Raw genomic sequence first — 21,791 nt, forward strand, 5'->3', positions numbered from 1 at the left:
GAGGAGTTTCACCCGATCATGACCACCAGGCTCGAGCACAATGTCGCCGATACCCGATTCGAGATCTATCTCGACGACACCCTCGCCGGGTACGCCGACTACGCCGAACAAGACGATGCTGATCTCACCCGCCCCGTCGGCTCCGCCGACAACCATCCCCTTAAGGTGCGGGACTTCCACCACACCATGACCTTCCCGGAGTTCCGCGGCCGCGGCGTGGCCGCTCAGGTGGTGGAGTACGCGCTGCGGGATTCGCGGGCCCATGGCTTCGCCATCATCCCGACCTGCTGGTACGTCGAGAAGTACATCGCGGAGCACCGCGAATACGCCGATCTGGTCGCCTAGCGCAGGTAGTCCGCGAGGATCGGTCCGATCACCGCCAGAGCTTCCGGGCTGGTGAGTTTGTTGTGTTCGTGGCCGACCTGGTAGTCGGCAATGGTTCCGGTGACATAGGGTCGCCAGGTTTCGGAGTTGGGCAGGTACCCGGGTCGACTGTTGGTGCTGCTGAAGAAAAGCACGTCGCCGTCGAAGACCGCCGGGTGGTATTCGGCGCTTTCCCGGATCAGCTGCTGGTAGTCGAGATAGAGGCGCTCGAGGTCGGCGGGGGTCAGGGCCGCGAAGGTGCCGCCGGCGGCGCGCAGGAGTTCGGCGGCGCGGTCGGGGAGCGCCGCATCCCCGTCGAGATTGTCGAGAAGGGCTGGATCGATACCGCCGAATTCGGCGAGCAATGCCTCCGGGGGCGGCATCTCGACGGCGCTTTCCGGTTCGACATCGGCGCGGCCGTCCATGAGGACCAGGGCCGACACCTCCGCGCCGCGGCGCTGGAGTTCGACGGCGACCGCATGGGCGAGCGGGCCGCCCGCGGAGTAGCCGAGCAGGCGGTAGGAGCCAGCGGGCTGGGTGAGCAGGATGTGGTCGGCGTAGCGGGCAGCGCGTTCGGTGAGGGTGCCGTCCGGTCGGACGCCGTCGGCCACGGCCGGTGACTGCAGGCCGTAGATCGGGTGATCGCCGTCGAGGTACTGCACCAAACCGGCATAGCACCAGGCCAATCCGATGGCGGGATGGATGCAGAACAGTCCGGGACCCGTGCCACTCGGGCGCAGGGCCAGGACGGTGCGCAAAGCCGGATCGACGCCTGGCTGATCACCCTCGATGATGCGTTGCGCTAGGACGGCGGGCGTCGGTTCGCCGAACATCCACTGCACCGGCATATTGAAGCCGCTGCGTTCGCGGATTTCGGTGACGAGTCGGATGGCGACCATGGAGGTGCCGCCGAGTTCGAAGAAGTTGTCGTCCAGGCCGATTCGGTCCGCACCGAGTACGGCTTCGAATGCGTCCACAACCAGACGTTCGGTGCTGGTGACCGGTGGACGATACGGTAAATCCTTGCGCCGCACGGTCATTGGTGGGGGCTGGTGCACGACCGTGCCCGGCGGGGCGGTGACATCGAGTTCACCGATGACGACGGCGGGGTCAGCGGTGACTTCTTCGAGCACCTGAACGAATCTGCGCGTCAGGGTTTCCGCGGTCGACTGTTCGAAGAGATCGCGGGCGAAGGTCAGGGTTCCGGTGATACCGGCGGGTGCGCCGTCGGCATCGAATTCCTCGGCCAGCATCCATTCCAGATCGTATTTGGCTCCGACCGCGGCCAGCGAAACCGGTGTGATCTCCAAGCCCGGCAACCGAAGCGGCTCGCGATCGAAGTTCTGGAACACCAGAATCACTTGGAACAGTGGCGAATGCGCCGTCGACCTGGCGGGTGCGAGCACCTCGACCAGTCGTTCGAACGGCAGATCGGCATTGCCGAAGGCATCCAGATCGGCGTCTTTCACTGTGGCGAGGATGTTTTCGAAGGTGGCGTCGTGCTCGATCCGGGTGCGCAGGACCAGGGTATTGACGAACATCCCGACGAGATCATCGAGTTCCCCGTCGCCGCGACCCGCGGTGACCGAACCGATCGCCACATCCGTGGCACCGGAGAGCCTGGCGAGCAGCACTGCGAGCGCGGCATGGGCCACCATGAAGACGCTTACGCCGTGCCAGCGCGCGATCTCGCGAATCCGCTGCTGCACCGTGATTCCGATATCGAACTCGACCATGCCAGCACGATGCGTCGCCACCTTCGGCCGTGGATGGTCGGTGGGCAGCGCCGATACCTCCGGCAGTCCGTCGAGTGCACCGCGCCAGTACTCCAGCTGGCGATGCGCCGCACTGTCCGGATCGTCGTCAGCGCCGAGCAATTCGTGCTGCCACAGCGCGTAATCGGCGTATTGCAACGGCAACGGTGCGAATTGCGGTGCGGTACCGCCCCGGCGCGCGGCGTAGGCCAGCAGCACGTCGCGGGTAAGCGGCGCCAATGACCAGCCGTCCGAGGCGATGTGGTGCATGACGACGATGAGCACCCAGCGCTCGGGTTCCAGGCGTAGCAGCCACACGCGAAGCGGAAGTTCTCGGGTCAGATCGAAGCCGTGTCCACTGGCGCGCATGGCGAACTCGGCCACGGTCTCCTCGCCGATATCGGAGACCACCACCGGGACAAAGGCTTCCGCTGCGGGCAGGACTTTCTGGTATGGGTCGCCCGCGGCATCCACCGGGTACACGGTGCGTAGTGATTCGTGCCGTGCGACCAGATCCGGGACGGCCGCGCGGAGCAGTTCCGGATCGAGGTCACCGCGAACCTCGACGGCGATCGGCACATTGTGCGCGGGTGAACTCGGGTCGTAGCGGTTGAGGAACCACATGCGCCGCTGGGCCGCCGAGAGCGGGATGTGGCGTGGGCGCTCGCGCGGTCCGAGCCGCGGTCCGGGCGGGGCGGACGCGGTCCGGATCGCCTCGGCAAAGTCGGCGACGGTGGGCGCGTCGAAGACAGTGCGGACCGGGATTCGGGTATTCAGTGCGGCGCCGAGCCGGGCGACGACGCGGGTGGCGATCAGCGAATTGCCGCCGAGGGCGAAAAAGTCGTCGTCGAGGCCGACGCGGGCGACACCGAGCAGTTCACCGAAGGTTTCGGCGATTGCTCGCTCCGTGGGCGTCTCGGGGGCGCGATACCGGCCGCCGCGCAGATCGGGTGCGGGCAGCGCCTTGCGGTCCAACTTTCCGCTCGCGGTTCGCGGCAGTTCGGTCAGCGCGATAATGACCGAGGGCACCATGTAGGACGGAAGTCGCTGTGCCACCGCGTTTTTGAGCAGATCCGGCGCGAAATCGGCGCTGGGTACCACGTAGGCGACGAGGACTTCACCGACTGCCGCATCGGTGTGCACGCTCACCGCCGCTTGCTCCACGGCCGGGTCGGCGAGCAGCGCCGATTCGATTTCCCCGAGTTCGATGCGCAGGCCGCGTAGCTTGATCTGCAGGTCCGAGCGGCCCAGGTATTCGAGGTCGCGGCCGCGCCAGCGCACCAGGTCACCGGTGCGGTACATGCGTTCACCCGGCACGCCGTACGGGTCGGCGACGAACCGCGATGCGGTCTGGCCGCCGCGGGCGTGATAGCCGCGAGCGACTGCGATACCCGCCAGATACAGCTCACCGGCAACGCCTTCGGGCACCGGGTGCAGCCGATCGTCGAGCACCAGTGCGGCCATGCCCGCGATGGGACCGCCGATGGTGACCTCCTCGCCTACCCGCAGCGGGTTGCTTCCTGTTGCCCAGATCGTCGTTTCGGTTGGGCCGTAATCGTTGAAATGCAGGCGATCCGGCGCGGCCCAGCGGGCGACCAGATCGGGCGGACACGGCTCACCGCCGGTAATGATGACGCGCACGGTGTCGCATCCGGCCGGGTCGACCGAAGCCAGCGCCGATGGCGTCAGAGCGATGTGCGAAACCTGTTCGCGTATCAGCAGTTCCGCGAGTTCGGGGCCACCGAATGCGGTGCCGCCCGCGATGACCAGCGTTGCCGCCGGACCGACTGCTATCAGAAGTTCGAGAACCGCTGCGTCGAAACTCGGTGAGGCGACGTGCAGGACGCGAGAGACGCTGGTGGTCGCATTGCGTTTCTGCTGTGCCGCAGCAAGATTGGCGAGACCGGTGTGCGTGACGACGACGCCCTTCGGCCTACCGGTTGATCCAGAGGTGAACAGGACGTAGGCCGGGTTCTCGGGCCGCACGTTCCGCGATCCGATCGGCGAACTCGATGTGGCATCCAATGATTCGATGAAGTCCGGGTTATCGAGGGCGAGCCACCGCGTCGAAGTCGGCAGACTCGGCGCGATCGAAGTCCGGGTGATGCCGAGTTCGGCACCCGAGTCCGCGATTATCTGTTCGATCCGCTCGGCGGGGTAGCCGGGGTCGACGGGGACGAAGGCCGCGCCGGTCTTGGCCACCGCCCAGATCGCGAGCACCGACTCGAGCGAGCGGCGCAGGGCCACCGCTACCAGCGCTTCTGGGCGCGCACCGACGTCGATGAGTTGGCGGGCCAGTCGGTTCGAGTGTTCGTCGAGTTCGGCATAGGTCAACGTTGCAGTGCCGTCGACCAGGGCGATGCCGCCCGGGTTCGCGGTGACCGCGTCGGCGAGCAGATCTGCCAGCACCCGCGGTGGCCGCTCGATCCGTGCCCGTCGCGACAGCAGATCTCGGCGATCGGCGGGCGCGAGCAATTCGATATCACCGACCGGTACCTCCGGATTCGCCGCTACCGCGCGCAGCACGCGCAGCCAGCGTTCGGCCATATGCGCGACGGTCGCACGGTCGAAGAGGTCGGTGGCGTATGCGATCCGTACCGACAGGCCGGACGAATCTGTCTGCGCCACCGTGACACTCAGATCGAAACGGATGTGCTGCTGGTCGAGATCCAGTGCTTCGGCACGCAGATTCGGCAGGGTGAGTTCGACCGGCGCGAGATTCTGCATCACCAGCATTGTCTGAATCAAGGGGTGCCGGGAGGCCGAGCGGGTGGGGTCGAGCAGATCGACCAGCCGCTCGAAGGGCACGTCGGCGTGGGCGAGTGCGTCGAGATCGGTGCGTCGCACCCGGCCGAGCAACTCGGTGAACGGCTCCGCGGCACGAATTTCGGTGCGCAGCACCAGGGTGTTGACGAACATGCCGACCACATCGTCGAGTTCGGCGACGCCACGGCCCGCCACGGGAGTCCCGATGGCGATATCGGTGGTGCCGCTCAGCCGGGCGAACAGCACCGCGAGTGCGGCGTGCAGCACCTGGAATCGCGTGCATTGGTTCGCGGTGGCGAGTTCATCGATACGCGCGGTAAGTGCCGCGTCGAATTCGCGGTAGACCGTGCCCGCCCGCAATGATGCGGTCGATGGCCGGGGGCGGTCGGCGGGCAGTGCGAGTTGGTCGGGCAGGGCGGCGAGTGCGTCGGTCCAGTACCGGATCTGCTGGGCCAGTGGCGATTCCGAATCGTGTTCGGAGCCGAGACGCTCGTGCTGCCACAGGGTGTAGTCGGCGTACTGAACGGGAAGCGGGGTCCATGCGGGTGCCGCACCGTCCAGCCGGGCGGCGTAGGCCGTCATCACATCGCGGGCGAGTGGGCCCATCGAGAAGCCATCGGTGCTGATGTGATGGATTACCAGCACGAGTACGTGTGCGTTCTCCGCGAGCCGGTACAAGCGTAGCCGCAATGGCACCGCGGCGGTCACGTCGAATCCCGCACCGACACAGTCCGCGATCGCGCCGGGCAGCTCCGCATCGGTGACGGTAGTCGGATCGAGGTCCGGCACAACGGAATCCGTTGGCAGAATCACCTGGTATCCGACGCCGTCACGGGCGGGATATACCGTGCGCAGCGATTCGTGCCGCTCGAACACATCGCGCACCGCCGCTTCGAGTGCCGCCGGATCCAGCCTTCCGGTGAGCCGCAGCACGATCGGCACGTTATAAGCACCGGAATCGGGATCGTATTGGTTGACGAACCACATCCGCTGCTGCGCGGGCGAAAGCGGAATCCATTGTGGCCGTGGCCCTTGCCGAGGACCGGACATATCCATGGCGGCTGTCGCACCGAGTCGCGCGGCGAGCGCGCGCACGGTCGGCGCTTCGAAGACCAGCCGGACCGGCACCGACACCGCCAGTGCCGAACCGAGCCGAGCCGCGACTCTGATCGCCGAGAGCGAATCACCACCGAGCGCGAAGAAGTCGTCGGCCGCACCGACCTTTTCCCGGTCGAGCACCATGCCGAAGACATCGGCGACCAGGCGCTCCCGCCCGACCGGTTCGACGTATTCGGCGACCGCCAGTTCGGGTTCGGGCAGTGCGCGCACATCGACCTTGCCGTTTCCGGTCAGCGGCAGGTCGGTCAGTACCGTGATGGTCGCGGGCACCAGATGTCTCGGTAGGCGCTGGGAAAGATAGTCCCGCAACTCGTTCGCGGTAAGTACCGCATCCTCGGTCGGCCCCACATAGCTGGCCAGCACATGAGCTCCGGCCGGTCCCTGACGCGGCACGGTGATCGTCGTCTCGACACCGTGGCACTTGCGCAGCACCGCATCGACCTCACCCGGCTCGACCCTGATGCCGTGCAACTTCACCTGGAAGTCATTGCGACCCACGTACTCCAGTCGCCGCCGGGACATCCGCCTGACCAGGTCGCCGGTGCGATACATCCGCTCACCCGGCGTTCCGAACGGGTTCGCCACGAACCGCGCCGCCGACAGTCCCGGCTGACCGACATAGCCGCGGGCAAGTCCGGGCCCCATGACATACAGCTCACCCGTCGCGCCGAGCGGTACCGGCCGCAACCAGGAATCCAGCACGGCCAGACCGGTTCCCGGCAACGGTGCGCCGAGATCCGCGAGTTCTCCCGGACGCAGCGCAGCGGTGAACGTCGCCGCCACGGTTGCTTCGGCGGGGCCATAGGAATTCAGCAGCGTCCGACCCTCAGCGAGGCGGGCGGTCAGCTCCGGCGGGCATGCCTCACCGCCGGAGACCAGCACCCGCACGCCCGCGACCGCCACCGCGGGCACTGTGGCGAGCACCGCGGGCGTCGAGATCACATGGGTCGCATCGGATTCGGCGATGACCGCGCACAGCTCGGCACCGGCATTCGCCTCCGGCGGGGCGATCACCAGGGTCGCGCCGGTTTCGAAGGTGGACAACCACACCAGGATGGCGCCATCGAAACTCGGATTCAGACAATGCAATACGCGATCGCCCGGCCGGGCTCCGATGGCGGCGGTACCGGCCACGAGCCCGCTCAGACCGGCATGGGTGACTACTACGCCCTTCGGTGCTCCGGTCGAGCCGGAGGTGTACACGATGTAGGCGGGGTGTGCGGCAAGCAATGGCCTGCGCCGATCGGCGGCTGTCAGCGGTGCCGCGGTTGCCTTCGGATCGTCCAGCACCTGCCACGGCACCTCGTCCGGGAGTCGATCCCGCAGCGTCGCGACGGTCACCCCGAATAGCGCACCGCAGTCGGCGGCGATATCGATGATCCGCTGCGCGGGCTGGGCCGGATCGACCGGCACGAAGGCAGCCCCGGTCTTCGCGATCGCCCACACCGCGACCATCCACTCCGGCGATCGCGGCACCGCCAGCAGCACAGCCGTTTCCGGTTCCGCACCGGCCGCCAGCAGCGCTCTGGCCAGCCGATTCGACTGCTCGTCGAGTTCTCGATAGGTCAATTCGGTTGGCCCGTAACGGATTGCGATCCGGTCCGGTTGGATGCCGCCCGTCAGAATCTCGGGAAGCAACCGCAGCGGCTGGGGACGCGCGCGCAGTACCTCGCCGGGATCGGCTCCGGTGACTGCCATGACCAGCTGGTTCGGATCCGAGCCGAGCCGAGCGAGAATGCGGGCCAGGCGAGCCGCCAGCGCATCCGCCTCGGTTTCATCGAAGTACTGCGCCGAGTAGTTCATCACCAGACGCAGGCCACCCCGGCCGTGCACGGCCAGTGCGAGCGGATAGTGCGTGCCGTCGTAGGCACGGAACCCGCTGACCCGCAATGCCGCCCGCTCGGCGGCGGCCATCAGGGCCGCGACATCCACCGGATACGACTCGAATACGAGTGCGGTGTCGAACAGCGGCCCCATACCGACGGGGCCTTGAATATCATTGAGCCCCAACGTATGGTGCTCGAGCAAGACCGCCTGCTCACGATGTACTCGCCCGAGCAGATCCGCCACCGACTCGGCCGGTTTCAGCGTGATCCGTACCGGAATCGTGTTCACCAGCATGCCGACAATGCGTTCGGCCCCCGCCAATTCGGGCGGACGGCCGGATACGGTGGAGCCGAATACGATGTCGTGCTCCCCCGTCAGCTCGGCCAGCAGCAGCGCCCACCCGACCTGTACCGCCGTATTGAGCGTGACGCCCTGCTCGGCGGTAATCCGCTGAAGTGCGGATACCTCCGGTTCAGCCAATGGGATGTCGGTGGTCCGGGTGGGTTTCGACCGACTCGGGCCGCCGTCGGCCACAGCGGGAGCCCGCCCGGCGGTCACCAAGGTCGGGCCTGGTAGGTCGGCCAATGCGGCAGCCCATGCGGCTCGCGCGGCGGTGTGGTCTCGGCCCGCCAGCCACTCCAAGTAGCGACGATACGAGACAGCTGGACCGAATTCGGTGCTGTCACAGTCTTTTTCGTATAGCGCAAGCAATTCACCGAAGAGCAGTGGCATGGACCAGCCGTCGAGGATCAGGTGATGGTTCGTGATCACCAACCGGATATCGCGCTCGCCGCAGCGCACGCAGAGGAAGCGCAGCAGCGGTGGCCGGTCCGGGGCAAAGGGTTTCGCTAGTTCGGTGTCGGCGAGGCGGTCGCATTCCGTCGCATCCGCTTCGATGTAGGCCCACGGCACCGTGACTTGCTCGAGTACCACCTGAACCGTCGCATCGTCGCCGGGTAGGAAGGCCGTCCGCAGCGCCTGGTGTCGCTGGACGAGCGCGTCGGCGGCCCGCGCCAGCCGTGCGACATCCACCTCGCCCTCGAAGTGGATCACCGCCTGCACCGAGTACCCGTCGGTGCGTCCGGCGGCCAACTGCGTGTGGAACAACAGGCCTTGCTGCAGCGGCGCGAGTGGCCAGACGTCCTCGAATGCCGGGTACCGCGACTCCCATTCGTCGATCTGCTGTTGTGTGGCGGATACCAGCGGCAGATCCGAGGGAGTGAACCCACCCGCATCCGGGGCGCGCAGCAGGTCTGCGAGCGAAGTGAGTTCCGATATCCATTGCTGTGCAATATCTTCCAGATCGGCAGCCAAGGATCTGAACTGCCAGACCGCCTGCAGGACAGGGCCTTCAGCAGTCTCCAAGGTCAACGCATCGATCGTGATATCCCCGGCCGCGGGCAAGTCCGGTCCGGTTCCCAGTGACGTCACTATCGAATCCGGCAGCCACGGTCCCGCATCGACAGCAGGCATCTGCCCGAGGTAGTTGAACCCGATCCGCGGCTGTACCGCCGACAAACGTTCGCGCCCAACTGGATTCAGATACCGCAATAGCCCGAACCCGTAGCCGCCGCGGGGCACCGCGCGCATTTGCTCCTTGACGGCCTTCAATGCCGTCAGCGGGTCAGCCGCACCGACGTCCAACCGCACCGGGAACTGACTGGTGAACCACCCCACCGTCCGGGAAAGGTCTGCCCCCGGCACCAATGCCTCATCCCGGCCATGCCGCTCGATATTGACCAGCACCGGCGTCCGGTCCCCACGCCACCGCGTCACCGCGCACGCCAAGGCGCTCAACAGCGCGTCCTCAACCCCGCATCGCAGCACCTCGGGCAACCGCTCGAGCAGCGTCCTCGTCACCTCTACCGGCAGTCGCACCTCGATCCGCTCACGAGTCCGTCGCGATTCGTCCGTCAGAATCTCCGGCTCGCGACCACTCCGCAACGGCGGATCCGGCGTGGCCAGGACCGCGGACCAGTAATCCAGCTCGTCGACTACGGATTCATCGGCGGCGGCCACGGCCGAAGCGTGCGCCCACGTTCGCATCGACGTGCCGACCGGCGGCAGTACCGGCTCCTCACCCGCCACGATCCTGCCCCATGCGGTGATCAGATCGGCGAGCACGATCCGCCAGGACACCGCATCGATGACCAGATGATGCGCCACCATGACGAGGCGTCCCGGCCGCGTCGGCCCGGCATCCAGCCACACCATGGCCAGCATCTGGCCGCGCTCCGGATCGAGCCGATCCATGGCTTCTGTGATGGCCCGAGCCGACGCGTGCGAAGAATCGGAATCCACGACCAGCAGTGCGTCCGCGTCGACCGCGCCGACCGGACGCGCCTCGAGTTCCCCATCCAGCACAATCGCGCGCAAAACGTCGTGTCGATCGAGAACGGCTTGTACCGTGCGCACCAACGGGATTCGCTCGATGCCGACGGGCAGGGTGAGCACCATCGACTGTGCGAAGCGGCGCGTATCGGTCGGCTGTTCGAGCAGCCAGGAAACGATGGGCGTACGGGGTATCCGGCCGATCCCCGCACCCGGCAGTTCATGCAATATCGGGCGCCCGGCAGGTGCCGCGGCGAATCGAGCCAGCTCAGCGGGAGTCGGATGTTCGAAAACATCGCGGGCCGCGAAGATCAGCCCTTCGGCACGGGCCCGGGATACCAGCTGGATGGCCATGATCGAATCGCCGCCGAGTGCGAAGAAGGACGACTCAGCGTCAACGGTCCGGCAGCCGAGGATTTCCGCGAAAATCGCACACAGCGCACGTTCGGTTCCGGTACCCGTCGCGTGCACCGGTGCGGCCACGACGAGCTCGGGTTCCGGCAGGGCACGGCGATCGATCTTGCCGTTGCCGGTCAACGGCAGCGCATCGAGCACGGTGATCGATCCGGGCACCAGATGTCCGGGCAGACGGTGCGCACAGAAGTCGAGTACGTCCGAAACATCCAGGCGCACAGGCGATTCCCTATGATCAACCGGAACCACGTACGACGCCAGCATCGATCCGCCCGCGGCAGTGCGGCGCAATACCGTCACCGCGATCTCGATATCGGGATGCATATCCAGCACGGCGTCCACTTCACCCGGCTCGACCCGCATGCCGCGCAATTTGACCTGGAAGTCCGTGCGGCCCAGATATTCCAGCACTGGCTCCGGCGCCCCATCATGCTCCACGTCGATCGGGTGCTCCAGCTGCCAGCGAACCAGGTCACCGGTCCGGTACATCCGAGACCCACTCGGCCCGAAGGGATTAGCCACGAAATGTTCGGCGGTTATGCCCATTCGCCCCGCATAACCCCTGGCGAGCCCGGACCCGACGATGTACAGCTCACCGGCGAACCCGATCGGCACCGGACGCAACCAGCGATCGAGCACCAGCAGCCCGAGCCCTGGCACCGGATGCCCAAGCCCCGACGGCCACGCAGGCGTCAACCGGTCGGTGAAGGTTGCCGCGACCGTGGTCTCGGTCGGCCCATAGGAATTCAGCAAGGTCCGCCCGCACCCGAACCGCGCGACCAGCTCCGGTGGACAACTCTCGCCACCGGTGAACACCGCGTGCACCCCGTCCAGCGCATCGGTGGGCAGGGTCGCCAAAACCGCGGGCGTCGAACACAACTGCGTCACGCCGTGGTCCTGGATCACCCGCGCCAACTCGTTCCCGGCCGCCTGATCCCCCTCCGCGACCACCAATGTCGCGCCCGCCGAAAAAGCCAGCAGCAACTCCAGTAACGAGGCATCGAAACTCGGATTCAAACAGTGCAACACCCGCGCCCACGGCCCCGAATAGAACGAATAGCGCGCCGCCGCAATAAGTCCCGCCAATCCGATATGCGAAACCACAACCCCTTTCGGCACGCCGGTCGACCCCGAAGTGAATACGACATAGGCCGCATGCTCCGCCCGCACGACCCCACGCAGGTGCGCCGCCGCATCGGCATCGGCATCGGCATCGGCATCGGCATCGGCATCGGCATCGGCATCGAGCACAATCCACGTCACATCGTCGGGCAGATCCGCAAGCAGCGCTGACACGGTAATCCCGAGCCGCGCACCGCATTCCGCCGCCATCCGAGCCACCCGCTCGCTCGGATTCGCCGCCCCGATCGGCACGAACGCCGCACCCGATCGAGCCACACCCCAGAACGCCAGCACCGACTCGATCGATCGCGGCAGCGCGCTCAACACCGGAATATCGGGTCCCGCACCGAGCCCGATCAGCTTGCACGCCAACGAATTCGAGAGCCGATCCAGTTCGGCATAGGACAACGACCGCTCGCCGCATATGACAGCGGGGGCGTCTGCCTCCGCGGCGCGCAATCCCGCCTCCAGCACCTCGGGCAATAACCGCACCGCCGAAACCTTCGGCCCATGTACCCCGCGAAGCAGATGCCGCTCATCGTCGAGGAAGTATTCGAGCTCCCTGACCGGTGTATCGGGCTCCGCGGCGAGCATCGACTCGAACAGCGCGATGAACCGATAATGGTGCCGGGCAAGGGAATCCGCGTCGTACAACTCCGGATTCGCGGTGAAGTCGACGTGGATCGGGCTGTTCGCGCCGTGCTGGTAGAGGTTGACGAACAGATCCTCGATCGGCCCCGAAGTCAGTACATGCAGCGCCGTTCGGACACCGGTGAAAACGACTTCCGTCGGGAACAACATGATATTGAATACCGGCCCGACGAACCCACGTCCGGGCACCATCTCCTCGGAATCGTGCCGGATTTCCTCGTGCCGGTACCGCTGGTGCCGCAGCGCACCCGACACCTCGAGCCGCACCGCCGCGACGATATCGGCGACCGTGCTGTCCTCGGTGACCGCGATCCGCAACGGCACCACATTGGCCAGCATGCCGCCCGACCGCCGCAGCATCGCATTGGTCCGTCCGGAGACCGGCAGACTCAGCACCACCTCCCGCTCACCGGTCATCCGCGCGTAGTACAGCGCAAGCGCCGCCATCGCCAATGCGGCCGAGCCGACACCGAAGCGTTCCGCCGCGGCATCGATCCGCTCGATCGTCCGCTGTGAGAGCTCGATCCGATGCTGACGCCCCAGTGCGTGTGCGGGCGCCGCCGCATCCACCAGACTGCACCGCTGCGGCATGCCCGCCATCCGTTCGGACCAGTACGCCGCATCGGCGGTGAATCGCGTCGACGAGCGATAGCTCATCTCGGATTCGTGCACCTCCCGCAGGCTCGCCGCCGCCGCGGGCGGCGGCTCGTCACCCGCCAGCGCCGCGTTGTACAGCTCGGCGACCCGATATAGCAGACTCACCGCCCCGAAGCCGTCGAGCACGATGTGATGCGCCCGCGAGTACAGCAGCACGCGGTCGGCGCCGACCCGCAGCAGCGCCGAAATCGCAAGCCGATCACGGAGCAGATCGATCGGCGCCGCCACATCGGCGCGCATCCAAGCCAGCGCCTCGGCATACGGATCCGCGGTGTCACGGAAGTCCAGATACGGCGCTTCCGTATCGATCCGATGGTCGACCACTTGATATGGCCGACCGCCCTTTTCGATCAACCGCAGTACGCCCGACTCGAATTCGTGCGCCGCCTGGCGACCCACCCGGATCAGCACGTCGATATCCAGCGGTCCGGTCATCTCGATGTACTGCGCCTCGTACAGCGGCACATCGGGATCCAGCTGCTGGGCGTACCACATGCCCAGCTGCGCTGGTGAGAGCGGGAAAACCAGAGTGTCAGCGGCAGCCGATGGCCGTACCGATGACAGGCCGTGCGACATGAGCAACCACCCGGATCAGTTACCTCGATGCCGCCCGACGGGGCACCGGTTTACCGTTGGTCCGAGCATGCGTCGCGTCGACCGTAACCCCCTCCGGCTCGATGTGATACACCTCGACATCCCTGAGCGAACCCGCCATCAGCCTGCTCACCACGACGTTGCGTACGTGCGCGGGCAGGGCGGGTGCGAACTTCTTGACGTAGGCCGCCATCCACTCCGGCTGCTCCAGCAGGAACGGGAAGTCGGTGGCCATCATGCTGCGTAGGACGAACATCGGAATCGGCGCGTCGAGCGGGCGGTAGTCCTTGTTCCACAGCCCGGGCTCATCGCAGCCCGGATAGAACTGACCGAGCATGAACCCGCGCGCGACGCACGGCGTCTTCAACTCGGCGTGCAGTTCATCGATCAGCCCGTAGTCCTTCAGGTCAGGCAGCGCCGTGATCAATGCGCGCAGGACCGCTTCGCCGCCCTCGGTGGGCGGCAGGGTCTGATAGAGCTCCATCGCGTCCCGCAGGACCAGCCGAACGAACGACGGCCATGGGCGCGCACCGGGTATGCGGCCGACCCACATCAGGTCGCGCCGCAGGGACGGGGCGACATACGGACAGACCGGACCGCCGCGGCCCAACTCCGGATCCTCGACCGACAAATGCTGTTCGGCCCACGTTCGGACCACGTCCATCACGGATCTCGTGAATGGACACGGCATCTCGGTCATGGACAGCGGGACCCAATTCATCCCCGACCGCGATCCAATTACGATCTTGGTCATATCCAAACCTCGTCACCCTTACGAAGTCGAGTATCCACCCTTAGTGGTGTCTTTAATAGGTAACGAGCCACCTAATTCATTGGTTCAACTTCTGTGCGAAATGGAGCTGAAAATACGTAACGCGCAGCCCGAGATGGCGACATGTATGCGAGGGCCACACCAGGCGCGACCTCGTCAGCGGAGGTCGCGGCTCTCATTCGTGCCGGATACGAGGCGAATCAGTATCTGTATTTCTTTCACAATATTCATGTTCCGCGTAACGTCTCGAATTGTGTTTGCCACGGACACGAATAAGCAACTGACCGGTGTCGAAATTATTTCGACGGACATAATTGCTCCAAATTATGCGGGGTATCAGGGGGCACAAAAAAGACCGGGAGTTCACACCGCTCGGCGCAGCGGTGTGAACACCCGGTCGGTATTGCTCTATCAGCCCCGCAGCAGCGCGCGCGACATGACGACGCGCTGGATCTGGTTGGTGCCCTCGTAGATCTGCGTGATCTTGGCGTCACGCATCATTCGCTCCACCGGGAAGTCGGTGGTGTAGCCCGCGCCGCCGAACAGCTGGACGGCGTTGGTAGTGACCTCCATGGCCACATCCGAGGCGAAGCACTTGGCGGCGGCGGAGATGAAGCCGAGGTTCTTCTCGCCGCGCTCGGCGCGGGCCGCGGAGGTGTAGACCATGAGGCGCGCGGCCTCGATCTTCATCGCCATATCGGCGAGCATGAACTGGGTGTTCTGGAAGTCGGCGATCGCGGTGCGGAACTGCTTGCGGTCCTTGGTGTAGGCGATCGCGGCGTCCAGCGCGCCCTGTGCGATCCCGACGGCCTGCGCGCCGATGGTCGGGCGAGTGTGGTCCAGGGTCTGCAGCGCGGTCTTGAAGCCGGTGCCCGGCTCGCCGACGATGCGGTCACCCGGCACCCGGCAGTTCTCGAAATACAGTTCCGCGGTGGGCGATCCCTTGATGCCGAGCTTGTGCTCGAGCGGGCCGACCACGAAGCCCTCGTCATCCTTGTGCACCAGGAAGGCGGAGATGCCGTTGGCGCCCTTCTCCGCATCGGTCACCGCCATGACGGTGTACCAGGAAGACTTGCCGCCGTTGGTGATCCAGCATTTGGAGCCGTTGATGACCCAGTCGTCCCCGTCCCGCTTGGCGCGGGTGCGCATGCTCGCCGCGTCGGAGCCCGCCTCACGCTCGGACAGCGCGTAGGAGGCCATCTCGCCGTTGACGATATCCGGCAGCACCTTCTGCTTGAGCTCCTCGGAACCGTTGAGGATCAGGCCCATGGTGCCGAGCTTGTTGACCGCGGGAATCAGCGAGGACGAACCACACACGCGGGCGACCTCTTCGATCACGATGCAGGTGGCGACCGAATCCGCGCCCTGGCCGCCATAGGCCTCGGGTACGTGCACCGCGTTGAAGCCCGCGGCATTCAGCGCGGTGAGCGCCTCCTCCGGGAAGCGGGAGTTGCCGTCGACGTCCTTGGCGTGCGGAGCGATTTCCTTCTCCGCCAGTCCGCGGATGGCCGCACGAAGTTCGTCGTGGAAATCCTCGAGCTGGAACAGATTGAAATCGGGGTTCCCTGCCATGGGACACACTCCTGGGTTTGTCGGTCGTGATTGTGCTGGATCGGAGCGCCAACGGTCGGCACTCAGTGCCATACTTCGATCGAGTATACGCGCGAGAATCTAAATCAAGTGCGGTTACAGCGTGGCACTGAGTGTCAGATACCGCATACTATGACTCCCGTCACAAGCTACCGAGCTGCCGCGTCACCAGATCGGCGACCTGCCGCGGCGGCATATCCCTCGGGAACACCGCGACCACCATCTCCGCCGAACCGGATCCGCCCCCGCGCGGGATCGCCGCCAACTCCTCGCGCAGATCCGCCGCGCCCGCATCGGATTCGCCGCGCACCATGCGGCGCAGCAGGTAGTTGTGCGTGGCCGTCACCGCGGCCGTGAACTGCACCCGCGCCAGATCCGGCACCTCCGGCAGCCGCTCACGCAGATAATCGGTGAACAACCGCTCGTACCGGAAGACGGTCACGATCTCGCGCTCCCGCAACGCGGGCACCTTGCGCACCACCCGATACCGCCGCTCGGCGATCTCGCGCCACTGGGTGAACCGCTCGAACACCTGCACCACCGCGGCACATACCGCCTCCCACGGATCGCCCTGCGCCGCCGCCAAGAACTGCGCCGCCTGCGCCAACTGCGACTCGTGATCGGCGAAGATCACATCCTCCTTCGACCGGAACTGCCGGAAGAACGTCCGCCGCGAAATTCGGGCCGCCTCGGCGATCTCGTCCACGGTCGTGGCCTCATACCCCTGCTCGGCGAACAACCGCAGCGCCTGATCCACAACGGTCAGCCGAAACCTGGCCGCATCATCCCAACCACGCCCCCGAACGGTCTCCTCAATCGCCACCGCATCACCGTACTGACCCCGCCCGACCGATGCGCGAAGCGTCGCAGTGCGGCCGAGCCGAGCCGCCGCTGTCCGAGCGGGCCGAGTCGGTTGGTCAGCCGAGGAGTTTGCTGCGGAGCGCATCGTCTTTCTCCAGGACCATGGCTTCGAGGCTGGCCTGGAACCGCTCCATCCGGGCGCGCAGGTCGGGGTCCGCGGTGGCGAGGATGCGGGCGGCGAGCAGACCGGCATTGCGGGCTCCGCCGATGGAGACGGTGGCCACCGGGACGCCCGCGGGCATCTGAACGATGGACAGCAGCGAGTCCATGCCGTCGAGATATTTGAGCGGCACCGGGACGCCGATGACCGGGAGCGCAGTGGCGGAGGCGACCATGCCGGGCAGGTGCGCGGCGCCGCCTGCGCCCGCGATGATGACCTTCAGGCCGCGGCCCGCCGCCTCGCGGGCGTAGTCGAGCATGCGCTGGGGCGTGCGGTGCGCCGAGACGACGCCGACCTCGAAGCGAATTTCGAACTCCGCCAAGGCGATTGCCGCGGCCTCCATGGTCGGCCAGTCGGAGTCGCTGCCCATGATCAGGCCGACTTGCGCATTACTCACCGTGGGGATCCCATCCGTCGGTCCAAATCGCGTGCGACATCCAGTGCGCCGCGCGCTCGGCCTGCTCGCGCACGACGGCGACGTCGTCGCCGAGCACGTTGATATGCCCGATCTTGCGATCCGGCCGTTCGCCCTTGCCGTACAGGTGCACCTTCGCCTGCGGCAATCGGGCGAAGAGGTGGTGCAGCCGCTCGTCCATCGACATCGTCGGCGCCTCGGCCGCGCCGAGAATATTCGCCATCACCGTGACCGGCGCCAGCGGACTGGTGTCGCCGAGCGGATAGTCGAGCACCGCGCGCAAATGCTGTTCGAACTGGCCGGTGCGTGCGCCGTCCATGCCCCAGTGACCGGAGTTGTGCGGGCGCATGGCCAGTTCGTTGATCAGGATGGCGCCGTCGTTGGTTTCGAAGAGTTCGACGGCCATCGCACCGACCACACCGAGTTCGTTGGCCAGGTTCAGCGCGAGTGTCTCGGCCTGCGCGGCCAATTCGTCGCTCAGCTCCGGCGCGGGCGCGATCACCACGGCGCACTGGCCGTTGCGTTGCACCGTCTCCACCACCGGCCAGGTCGCGGCCTGGCCGAACGGCGAACGCGCCACCATCGCCGACAGTTCGCGCTTCAGATCCACCTTGGCCTCGGCGAGCAGTCGCACACCGTGCGCGAGTTGGTCGGCCACGATCTTCTCGGCCTCGGCCGCAGAGTCCGGCATCCAGACACCGCGTCCGTCGTAACCGCCGCGCACCGCCTTCAGCACGACCCGCCAGTCGTGTTCGTCACCGAATCGCACCGCATCGGCCACCGAGCTGACGGGAACGAAGGCGGGCACCGGCAACCCGAGTTCGGACAGCTTGGTGCGCATGGCCAATTTGTCCTGCGCGAAGACCAGCGCATGCGGCGGCGGCTGCACGTTCACGCCCTCGGCGACCAGCGCTTCCAGATGTTCGGTCGGCACATGCTCGTGGTCGAAGGTAAGCGCGTGCGAGCCGACGGCGGCCTTACGCAGTGCGGCCAGATCGGTGTGGCTGCCGAGTACGACCTCCGGGCTCACCTGCGCGGCCGGGTCATCCGGATTCTCGGCCAGCACCCGTAGCCGCTGACCGAGCGCGATGGCGGCCTGGTGCGTCATGCGCGCGAGCTGGCCACCACCGATCATGGTGACAGTGGGCATGGCGGCTGGATCGAATGAACGGCGGGACCTCACGTCGTGCAATCTTGTCATGTCCGGGCGCCGTGATGCCTACCGGTACACTCGGGCCTTGTGTCTTTCGTCGACGACGTGGTCAACGTCCTCCCCAAGCCCCTGCGGGAGATCGCGTACCGCCACCACGAACTGATCAAATTCGCCATCGTCGGCGCGACCACCTTCATCATCGACTCGGGCATCTTCTACGTACTCAAGTGGACCGTGCTGGAGACCAAGCCGGTCACCGCGAAGATCATCTCCGGCGTGATCGCGGTCATCTGCTCCTACATCCTCAACCGCGAGTGGTCGTTCAAGAACCGCGGCGGACGCGAGAAGCATCACGAGGCGCTGCTGTTCTTCGGCGTCAGCGGCGTCGGTGTGGTGCTGAGCTTCATCCCGCTGTGGATCTCCAGCTATGTCTTCGACCTACGCCAACCCGATGTGAGTTTCACCGTCGAGAACATCGCGGACTTCATCAGCGCCTTCATCATCGGCAACCTGCTGCAGATGGCATTCCGCTTCTGGGCGATGCGCCGCTGGGTGTTCCCGGACGAAATCAGCGAACTCGTCGAGGAGATCGAGGAAATGCTCGAGGAAGAGCAGCTCGGCCGCAGCTAGCGCGGTTCGGGGGCCTGCGCGCCGTTGGGCGTGCGTTGCGATGCGCTGGATCCGAGGAACATCGCGAACAGCGCGGGGCGGCGGCGCTGCAATTCCAACCGTCCACCATCGGCCTCGATGAGCGCCCGAGCCAGCGCCAGTCCGACACCGGTCGAGCCGCCAGCGGAGAAGCCGCGGTCGAAGATATGTGGTGCGAGTTCGTCACGGACGCCGTCCCCCTCGTCGGCGACCTCGACCACCACCAAGGGCTCGCGCTCGCTGACCGTACGCACCGTCCGCACCGATACCGTGCAGGTGCCGCCGCCGTGCATCAGCGCGTTATCGACCAGCACGGCGAGTGCTTCCCGCAGCCGGGAACCGGTGATCGGCGCGCGCAGTGATTCATCGCCGATCAGCCGCAGGATCCGCCCTGCCTCCGTGAACGGATGCGACCATTCCTCGACGACGCCGCGCAGCTCGTCCATCACCGGCACCGGATCGCGATCGGCGGCATCCTCGTCGCGGGAGGCCCGGACCAGATCGTCGATCGCGTCGGTCAGGCGGTCGACCTGCGCCATCGCCTCCTCGGCCTCGTGCACAACGGCCGGATCGGCGTGTGCGGACAACTCGTCCAGCCGCAATCGCACCGCGGTGAGGCGACTGCGCAGCTGATGGGAGACATCCGCGACCAGTGCGTGCTCGCGCTGCAGCCGCCCGGCGATCTCGACGGTGGCCGAATCGAGCACATCGGAAACCCGATCCAGTTCGGAAATCCCGTGCCGCCGCGGGTCCGGCCGGAAGTCACCCATGGCCAGTCGGGCGGCACGGGCCGCGACATCACGCAGCGGATCGGCGACCCGGCGCGCGGTGATCATCGCCACCGACACCGCCGCGCCCAGTGACGCGAGCACCGCGAAGGCAACCACCGCGACGGCCTGGATCTGGCGCGTATGCATCGGCGCCGACGGCACCTCCAAGCGCAACGAGCCCTCGGTGCCCATCGCCAGCGATTCCACCACCGGATCACGCACCCGATCCGCGCCGATATCGAGCCGCGACGCATTGTCCTGCGGGGCCGGGTAGATGATGGTCAGCTTGCCGTCCTTGGGGATCAGCGGCCGCACCAGGCGGGTGTCGAGTTCACCGAGCACTATGCCGTGGCCGTGTTCCTGGGTGATGATCTCCGCGGCGATGCGCTCGAGCCGGTTCTCCAGATCATTGCGAGTGATGTCCTCGACCCAGAGCCACGCGGTGTAGATCAGCGGAACACCGAGCACCACCGTGGTGATGGTCAGCACGGTGAGGATCGATCGCAGAATTCTGCGTCTCATATCAGTTGCGCCGCACCATCAATCGGTGTTCAGCCGGAAGCCGACACCGCGCACGGTGACGATGCGTCGCTCGGCCATCGGCCCCTCGTCACCGATCTTGCGGCGCAGCCAGGACATATGCATATCCAAGGTCTTGGAACCGCGCAGCTCGGCATCGCCCCACACCTCGCGCAGGATCGTCTCGCGCGGCACCACCTGGCCCGCCCGATCGATCAACACCTTGAGCAGCTCGTATTCCTTATTGGCCAAACCGACTTCGTGGCCGTTCACCAGTACCCGACGCGCCGCGGGCTCGAGCCGGATACCGCCGACCTCCACCGCCTCGTCACCGATTCCGCTGCGCCGCAAAAGCGCTCGCACCCTGGCCAGCAATTCGGCCAACCGGAACGGTTTGCCGACATAGTCATCCGCGCCCGCGTCCAACCCGACGACGAAGTCCACCTCATCGGTGCGCGCGGTGAGCATCAGCACGGCCAGATCGGCGCCGCGGGCGCGCACTTGGCGGCACACCTCGAGACCGTCCATACCGGGCAGGCCGAGATCGAGGATGAGCAGATCGTGATCACCCTCCAGGGCGCGTTGGAGCACCGCGGGCCCGAAGCGTTCCACGGTGACCGAATAGCCCTCGCGCCCGAGCGCACGGGAGAGCGGTGCGGCGATGGCCTCATCGTCTTCGGCCAGCAGTACAGCGGTCATATGCGGTGGTCCCAGCGCGGATCGTCGTCTCTGGATTCCTCGAATACCTGCCGGTACAGCAGCGCGTGCACCTGCTGTACCTGTGGGATGTCATCGTATTCGAGCGGTTCCTCCGAGGAGGATCCGATGATGAGGGTGCCGGTGCCGAGCAGCCGGTCGAACAGCCCGTGCCGGAACTGCACACTGGAAATCCGGCTCATCGGGATATCGATGCCGGTGTGGGTGATCACGCCCTGCCGGATGAGCACCCGCCGGTCGGTCACGATGAAATGCGTCGACTTCCAGCTGATAATCCGTGCGACACAACGCCATCCGATGATGCCGAGCCAGACGACCAGCACCACGATCAGCAATACCGAACGGGTTGTGCCCTCGGTCCTGCGCCAGATCAGCCCCCCGGCGAATCCGGCCAGCGCGGTCGCGATGATCAGCGTCACGATCGGCCAGAACAGCATTTTCCAATGCGGATGACGATGGAGTATCAACTGCTCGTCCGGGGCGAGCACCTCCTCCGGATAACCCATGTCGGAACCCTACCGCGAGAACATGCCGGAAAGCGTGGACAGCGACGCGTGCCGTGCTGCACAATCGGCACCTTGCGCCGTC

Annotated in this window: 11 protein-coding genes; 2 read left to right on the forward strand and 9 right to left on the reverse strand. The window is 66.2% G+C overall.

Going from position 1 to position 21,791, the window contains the following annotated elements:
• The first annotated feature begins 18 nt into the window (after positions 1 to 18).
• Positions 19 to 345 carry a GNAT family N-acetyltransferase gene (locus tag NA5_RS05920; protein WP_062982724.1) on the forward strand — a complete coding sequence of 109 codons (327 nt, stop codon included), beginning with the start codon at positions 19 to 21 and terminating at the stop codon, positions 343 to 345.
• Here NA5_RS05920 and NA5_RS05925 read toward each other — a convergent pair.
• The 6 genes from NA5_RS05925 to NA5_RS05950 all read right to left on the reverse strand — a co-directional run bounded on the left by NA5_RS05925 (position 342) and on the right by NA5_RS05950 (position 18,546).
• Positions 342 to 13,580, reverse strand: a complete 13,239-nt coding sequence (locus tag NA5_RS05925; RefSeq protein ID WP_063813216.1) for a non-ribosomal peptide synthetase — start codon at positions 13,578 to 13,580, stop codon at positions 342 to 344. The two genes, NA5_RS05920 and NA5_RS05925, sit on opposite strands and share 4 nt — an antisense overlap.
• A gap of 19 nt (positions 13,581 to 13,599) precedes the next feature.
• The gene (locus tag NA5_RS05930; protein WP_174555199.1) at positions 13,600 to 14,262 is read right to left on the reverse strand and encodes a DUF6875 domain-containing protein; all 663 of its coding nucleotides are present in this window, start codon (positions 14,260 to 14,262) and stop codon (positions 13,600 to 13,602) included.
• Positions 14,263 to 14,781: 519 nt separating this feature from the next.
• Entirely contained in the window at positions 14,782 to 15,942 is a 1,161-nt protein-coding gene (locus tag NA5_RS05935) for an acyl-CoA dehydrogenase (protein ID WP_062982728.1), read from the reverse strand.
• Between the two features lie 160 nt (positions 15,943 to 16,102).
• Positions 16,103 to 16,783, reverse strand: coding sequence for a TetR family transcriptional regulator (locus NA5_RS05940; protein ID WP_245672111.1), 681 nt, complete (start codon positions 16,781 to 16,783; stop codon positions 16,103 to 16,105).
• 94 nt (positions 16,784 to 16,877) lie between these two features.
• Positions 16,878 to 17,387 (reverse strand): 5-(carboxyamino)imidazole ribonucleotide mutase, encoded by a 510-nt coding sequence (purE, locus tag NA5_RS05945; RefSeq protein ID WP_281201696.1) that lies wholly within the window; start codon positions 17,385 to 17,387, stop codon positions 16,878 to 16,880.
• Entirely contained in the window at positions 17,371 to 18,546 is a 1,176-nt protein-coding gene (locus NA5_RS05950; protein ID WP_245672112.1) for a 5-(carboxyamino)imidazole ribonucleotide synthase, read from the reverse strand. Before NA5_RS05950 ends, purE begins: the two co-directional genes overlap by 17 nt.
• A gap of 90 nt (positions 18,547 to 18,636) precedes the next feature.
• Here NA5_RS05950 and NA5_RS05955 point away from each other — a divergent pair, with 90 nt between their 5' ends.
• Positions 18,637 to 19,179 (forward strand): GtrA family protein, encoded by a 543-nt coding sequence (locus tag NA5_RS05955; RefSeq protein WP_062982732.1) that lies wholly within the window; start codon positions 18,637 to 18,639, stop codon positions 19,177 to 19,179.
• Here NA5_RS05955 and NA5_RS05960 read toward each other — a convergent pair.
• Genes NA5_RS05960 through NA5_RS05970 form a run of 3 tightly spaced genes read right to left on the reverse strand, consistent with a single transcriptional unit; the run spans position 19,176 to position 21,709 of the window.
• Positions 19,176 to 20,489, reverse strand: a complete 1,314-nt coding sequence (locus NA5_RS05960; protein WP_062982734.1) for a sensor histidine kinase — start codon at positions 20,487 to 20,489, stop codon at positions 19,176 to 19,178. The two genes, NA5_RS05955 and NA5_RS05960, sit on opposite strands and share 4 nt — an antisense overlap.
• Positions 20,490 to 20,507: 18 nt before the next feature.
• Positions 20,508 to 21,185 (reverse strand): response regulator transcription factor, encoded by a 678-nt coding sequence (locus NA5_RS05965; protein WP_062982736.1) that lies wholly within the window; start codon positions 21,183 to 21,185, stop codon positions 20,508 to 20,510.
• Complete coding sequence (locus NA5_RS05970; RefSeq protein WP_062982738.1) at positions 21,182 to 21,709, reverse strand: PH domain-containing protein; 528 nt, start codon at positions 21,707 to 21,709, stop codon at positions 21,182 to 21,184. The genes NA5_RS05965 and NA5_RS05970 overlap by 4 nt, the downstream gene beginning before the upstream one ends.
• Between the last annotated feature and the right edge of the window lie 82 nt (positions 21,710 to 21,791).

Origin of the sequence: Nocardia anaemiae NBRC 100462 (assembly GCF_001612725.1) — a bacterium.
GTDB classification, from domain to species: domain Bacteria; phylum Actinomycetota; class Actinomycetes; order Mycobacteriales; family Mycobacteriaceae; genus Nocardia; species Nocardia anaemiae.

Excerpts from the sequence above, each read along its gene's own strand:
- NA5_RS05925 (WP_063813216.1), bottom strand. The coding sequence starts at position 13,580 with ATGTCGCACGGCCTGTCATCGGTACGGCCATCGGCTGCCGCTGACACT.
- NA5_RS05930 (WP_174555199.1), bottom strand. The coding sequence starts at position 14,262 with ATGGACGTGGTCCGAACGTGGGCCGAACAGCATTTGTCGGTCGAGGAT.
- NA5_RS05965 (WP_062982736.1), bottom strand. The coding sequence starts at position 21,185 with ATGACCGCTGTACTGCTGGCCGAAGACGATGAGGCCATCGCCGCACCG.
- NA5_RS05960 (WP_062982734.1), bottom strand. The coding sequence starts at position 20,489 with ATGAGACGCAGAATTCTGCGATCGATCCTCACCGTGCTGACCATCACC.
- NA5_RS05950 (WP_245672112.1), bottom strand. The coding sequence starts at position 18,546 with ATGCCCACTGTCACCATGATCGGTGGTGGCCAGCTCGCGCGCATGACG.
- NA5_RS05920 (WP_062982724.1), top strand. The coding sequence starts at position 19 with ATGACCACCAGGCTCGAGCACAATGTCGCCGATACCCGATTCGAGATC.
- NA5_RS05935 (WP_062982728.1), bottom strand. The coding sequence starts at position 15,942 with ATGGCAGGGAACCCCGATTTCAATCTGTTCCAGCTCGAGGATTTCCAC.
- NA5_RS05970 (WP_062982738.1), bottom strand. The coding sequence starts at position 21,709 with ATGGGTTATCCGGAGGAGGTGCTCGCCCCGGACGAGCAGTTGATACTC.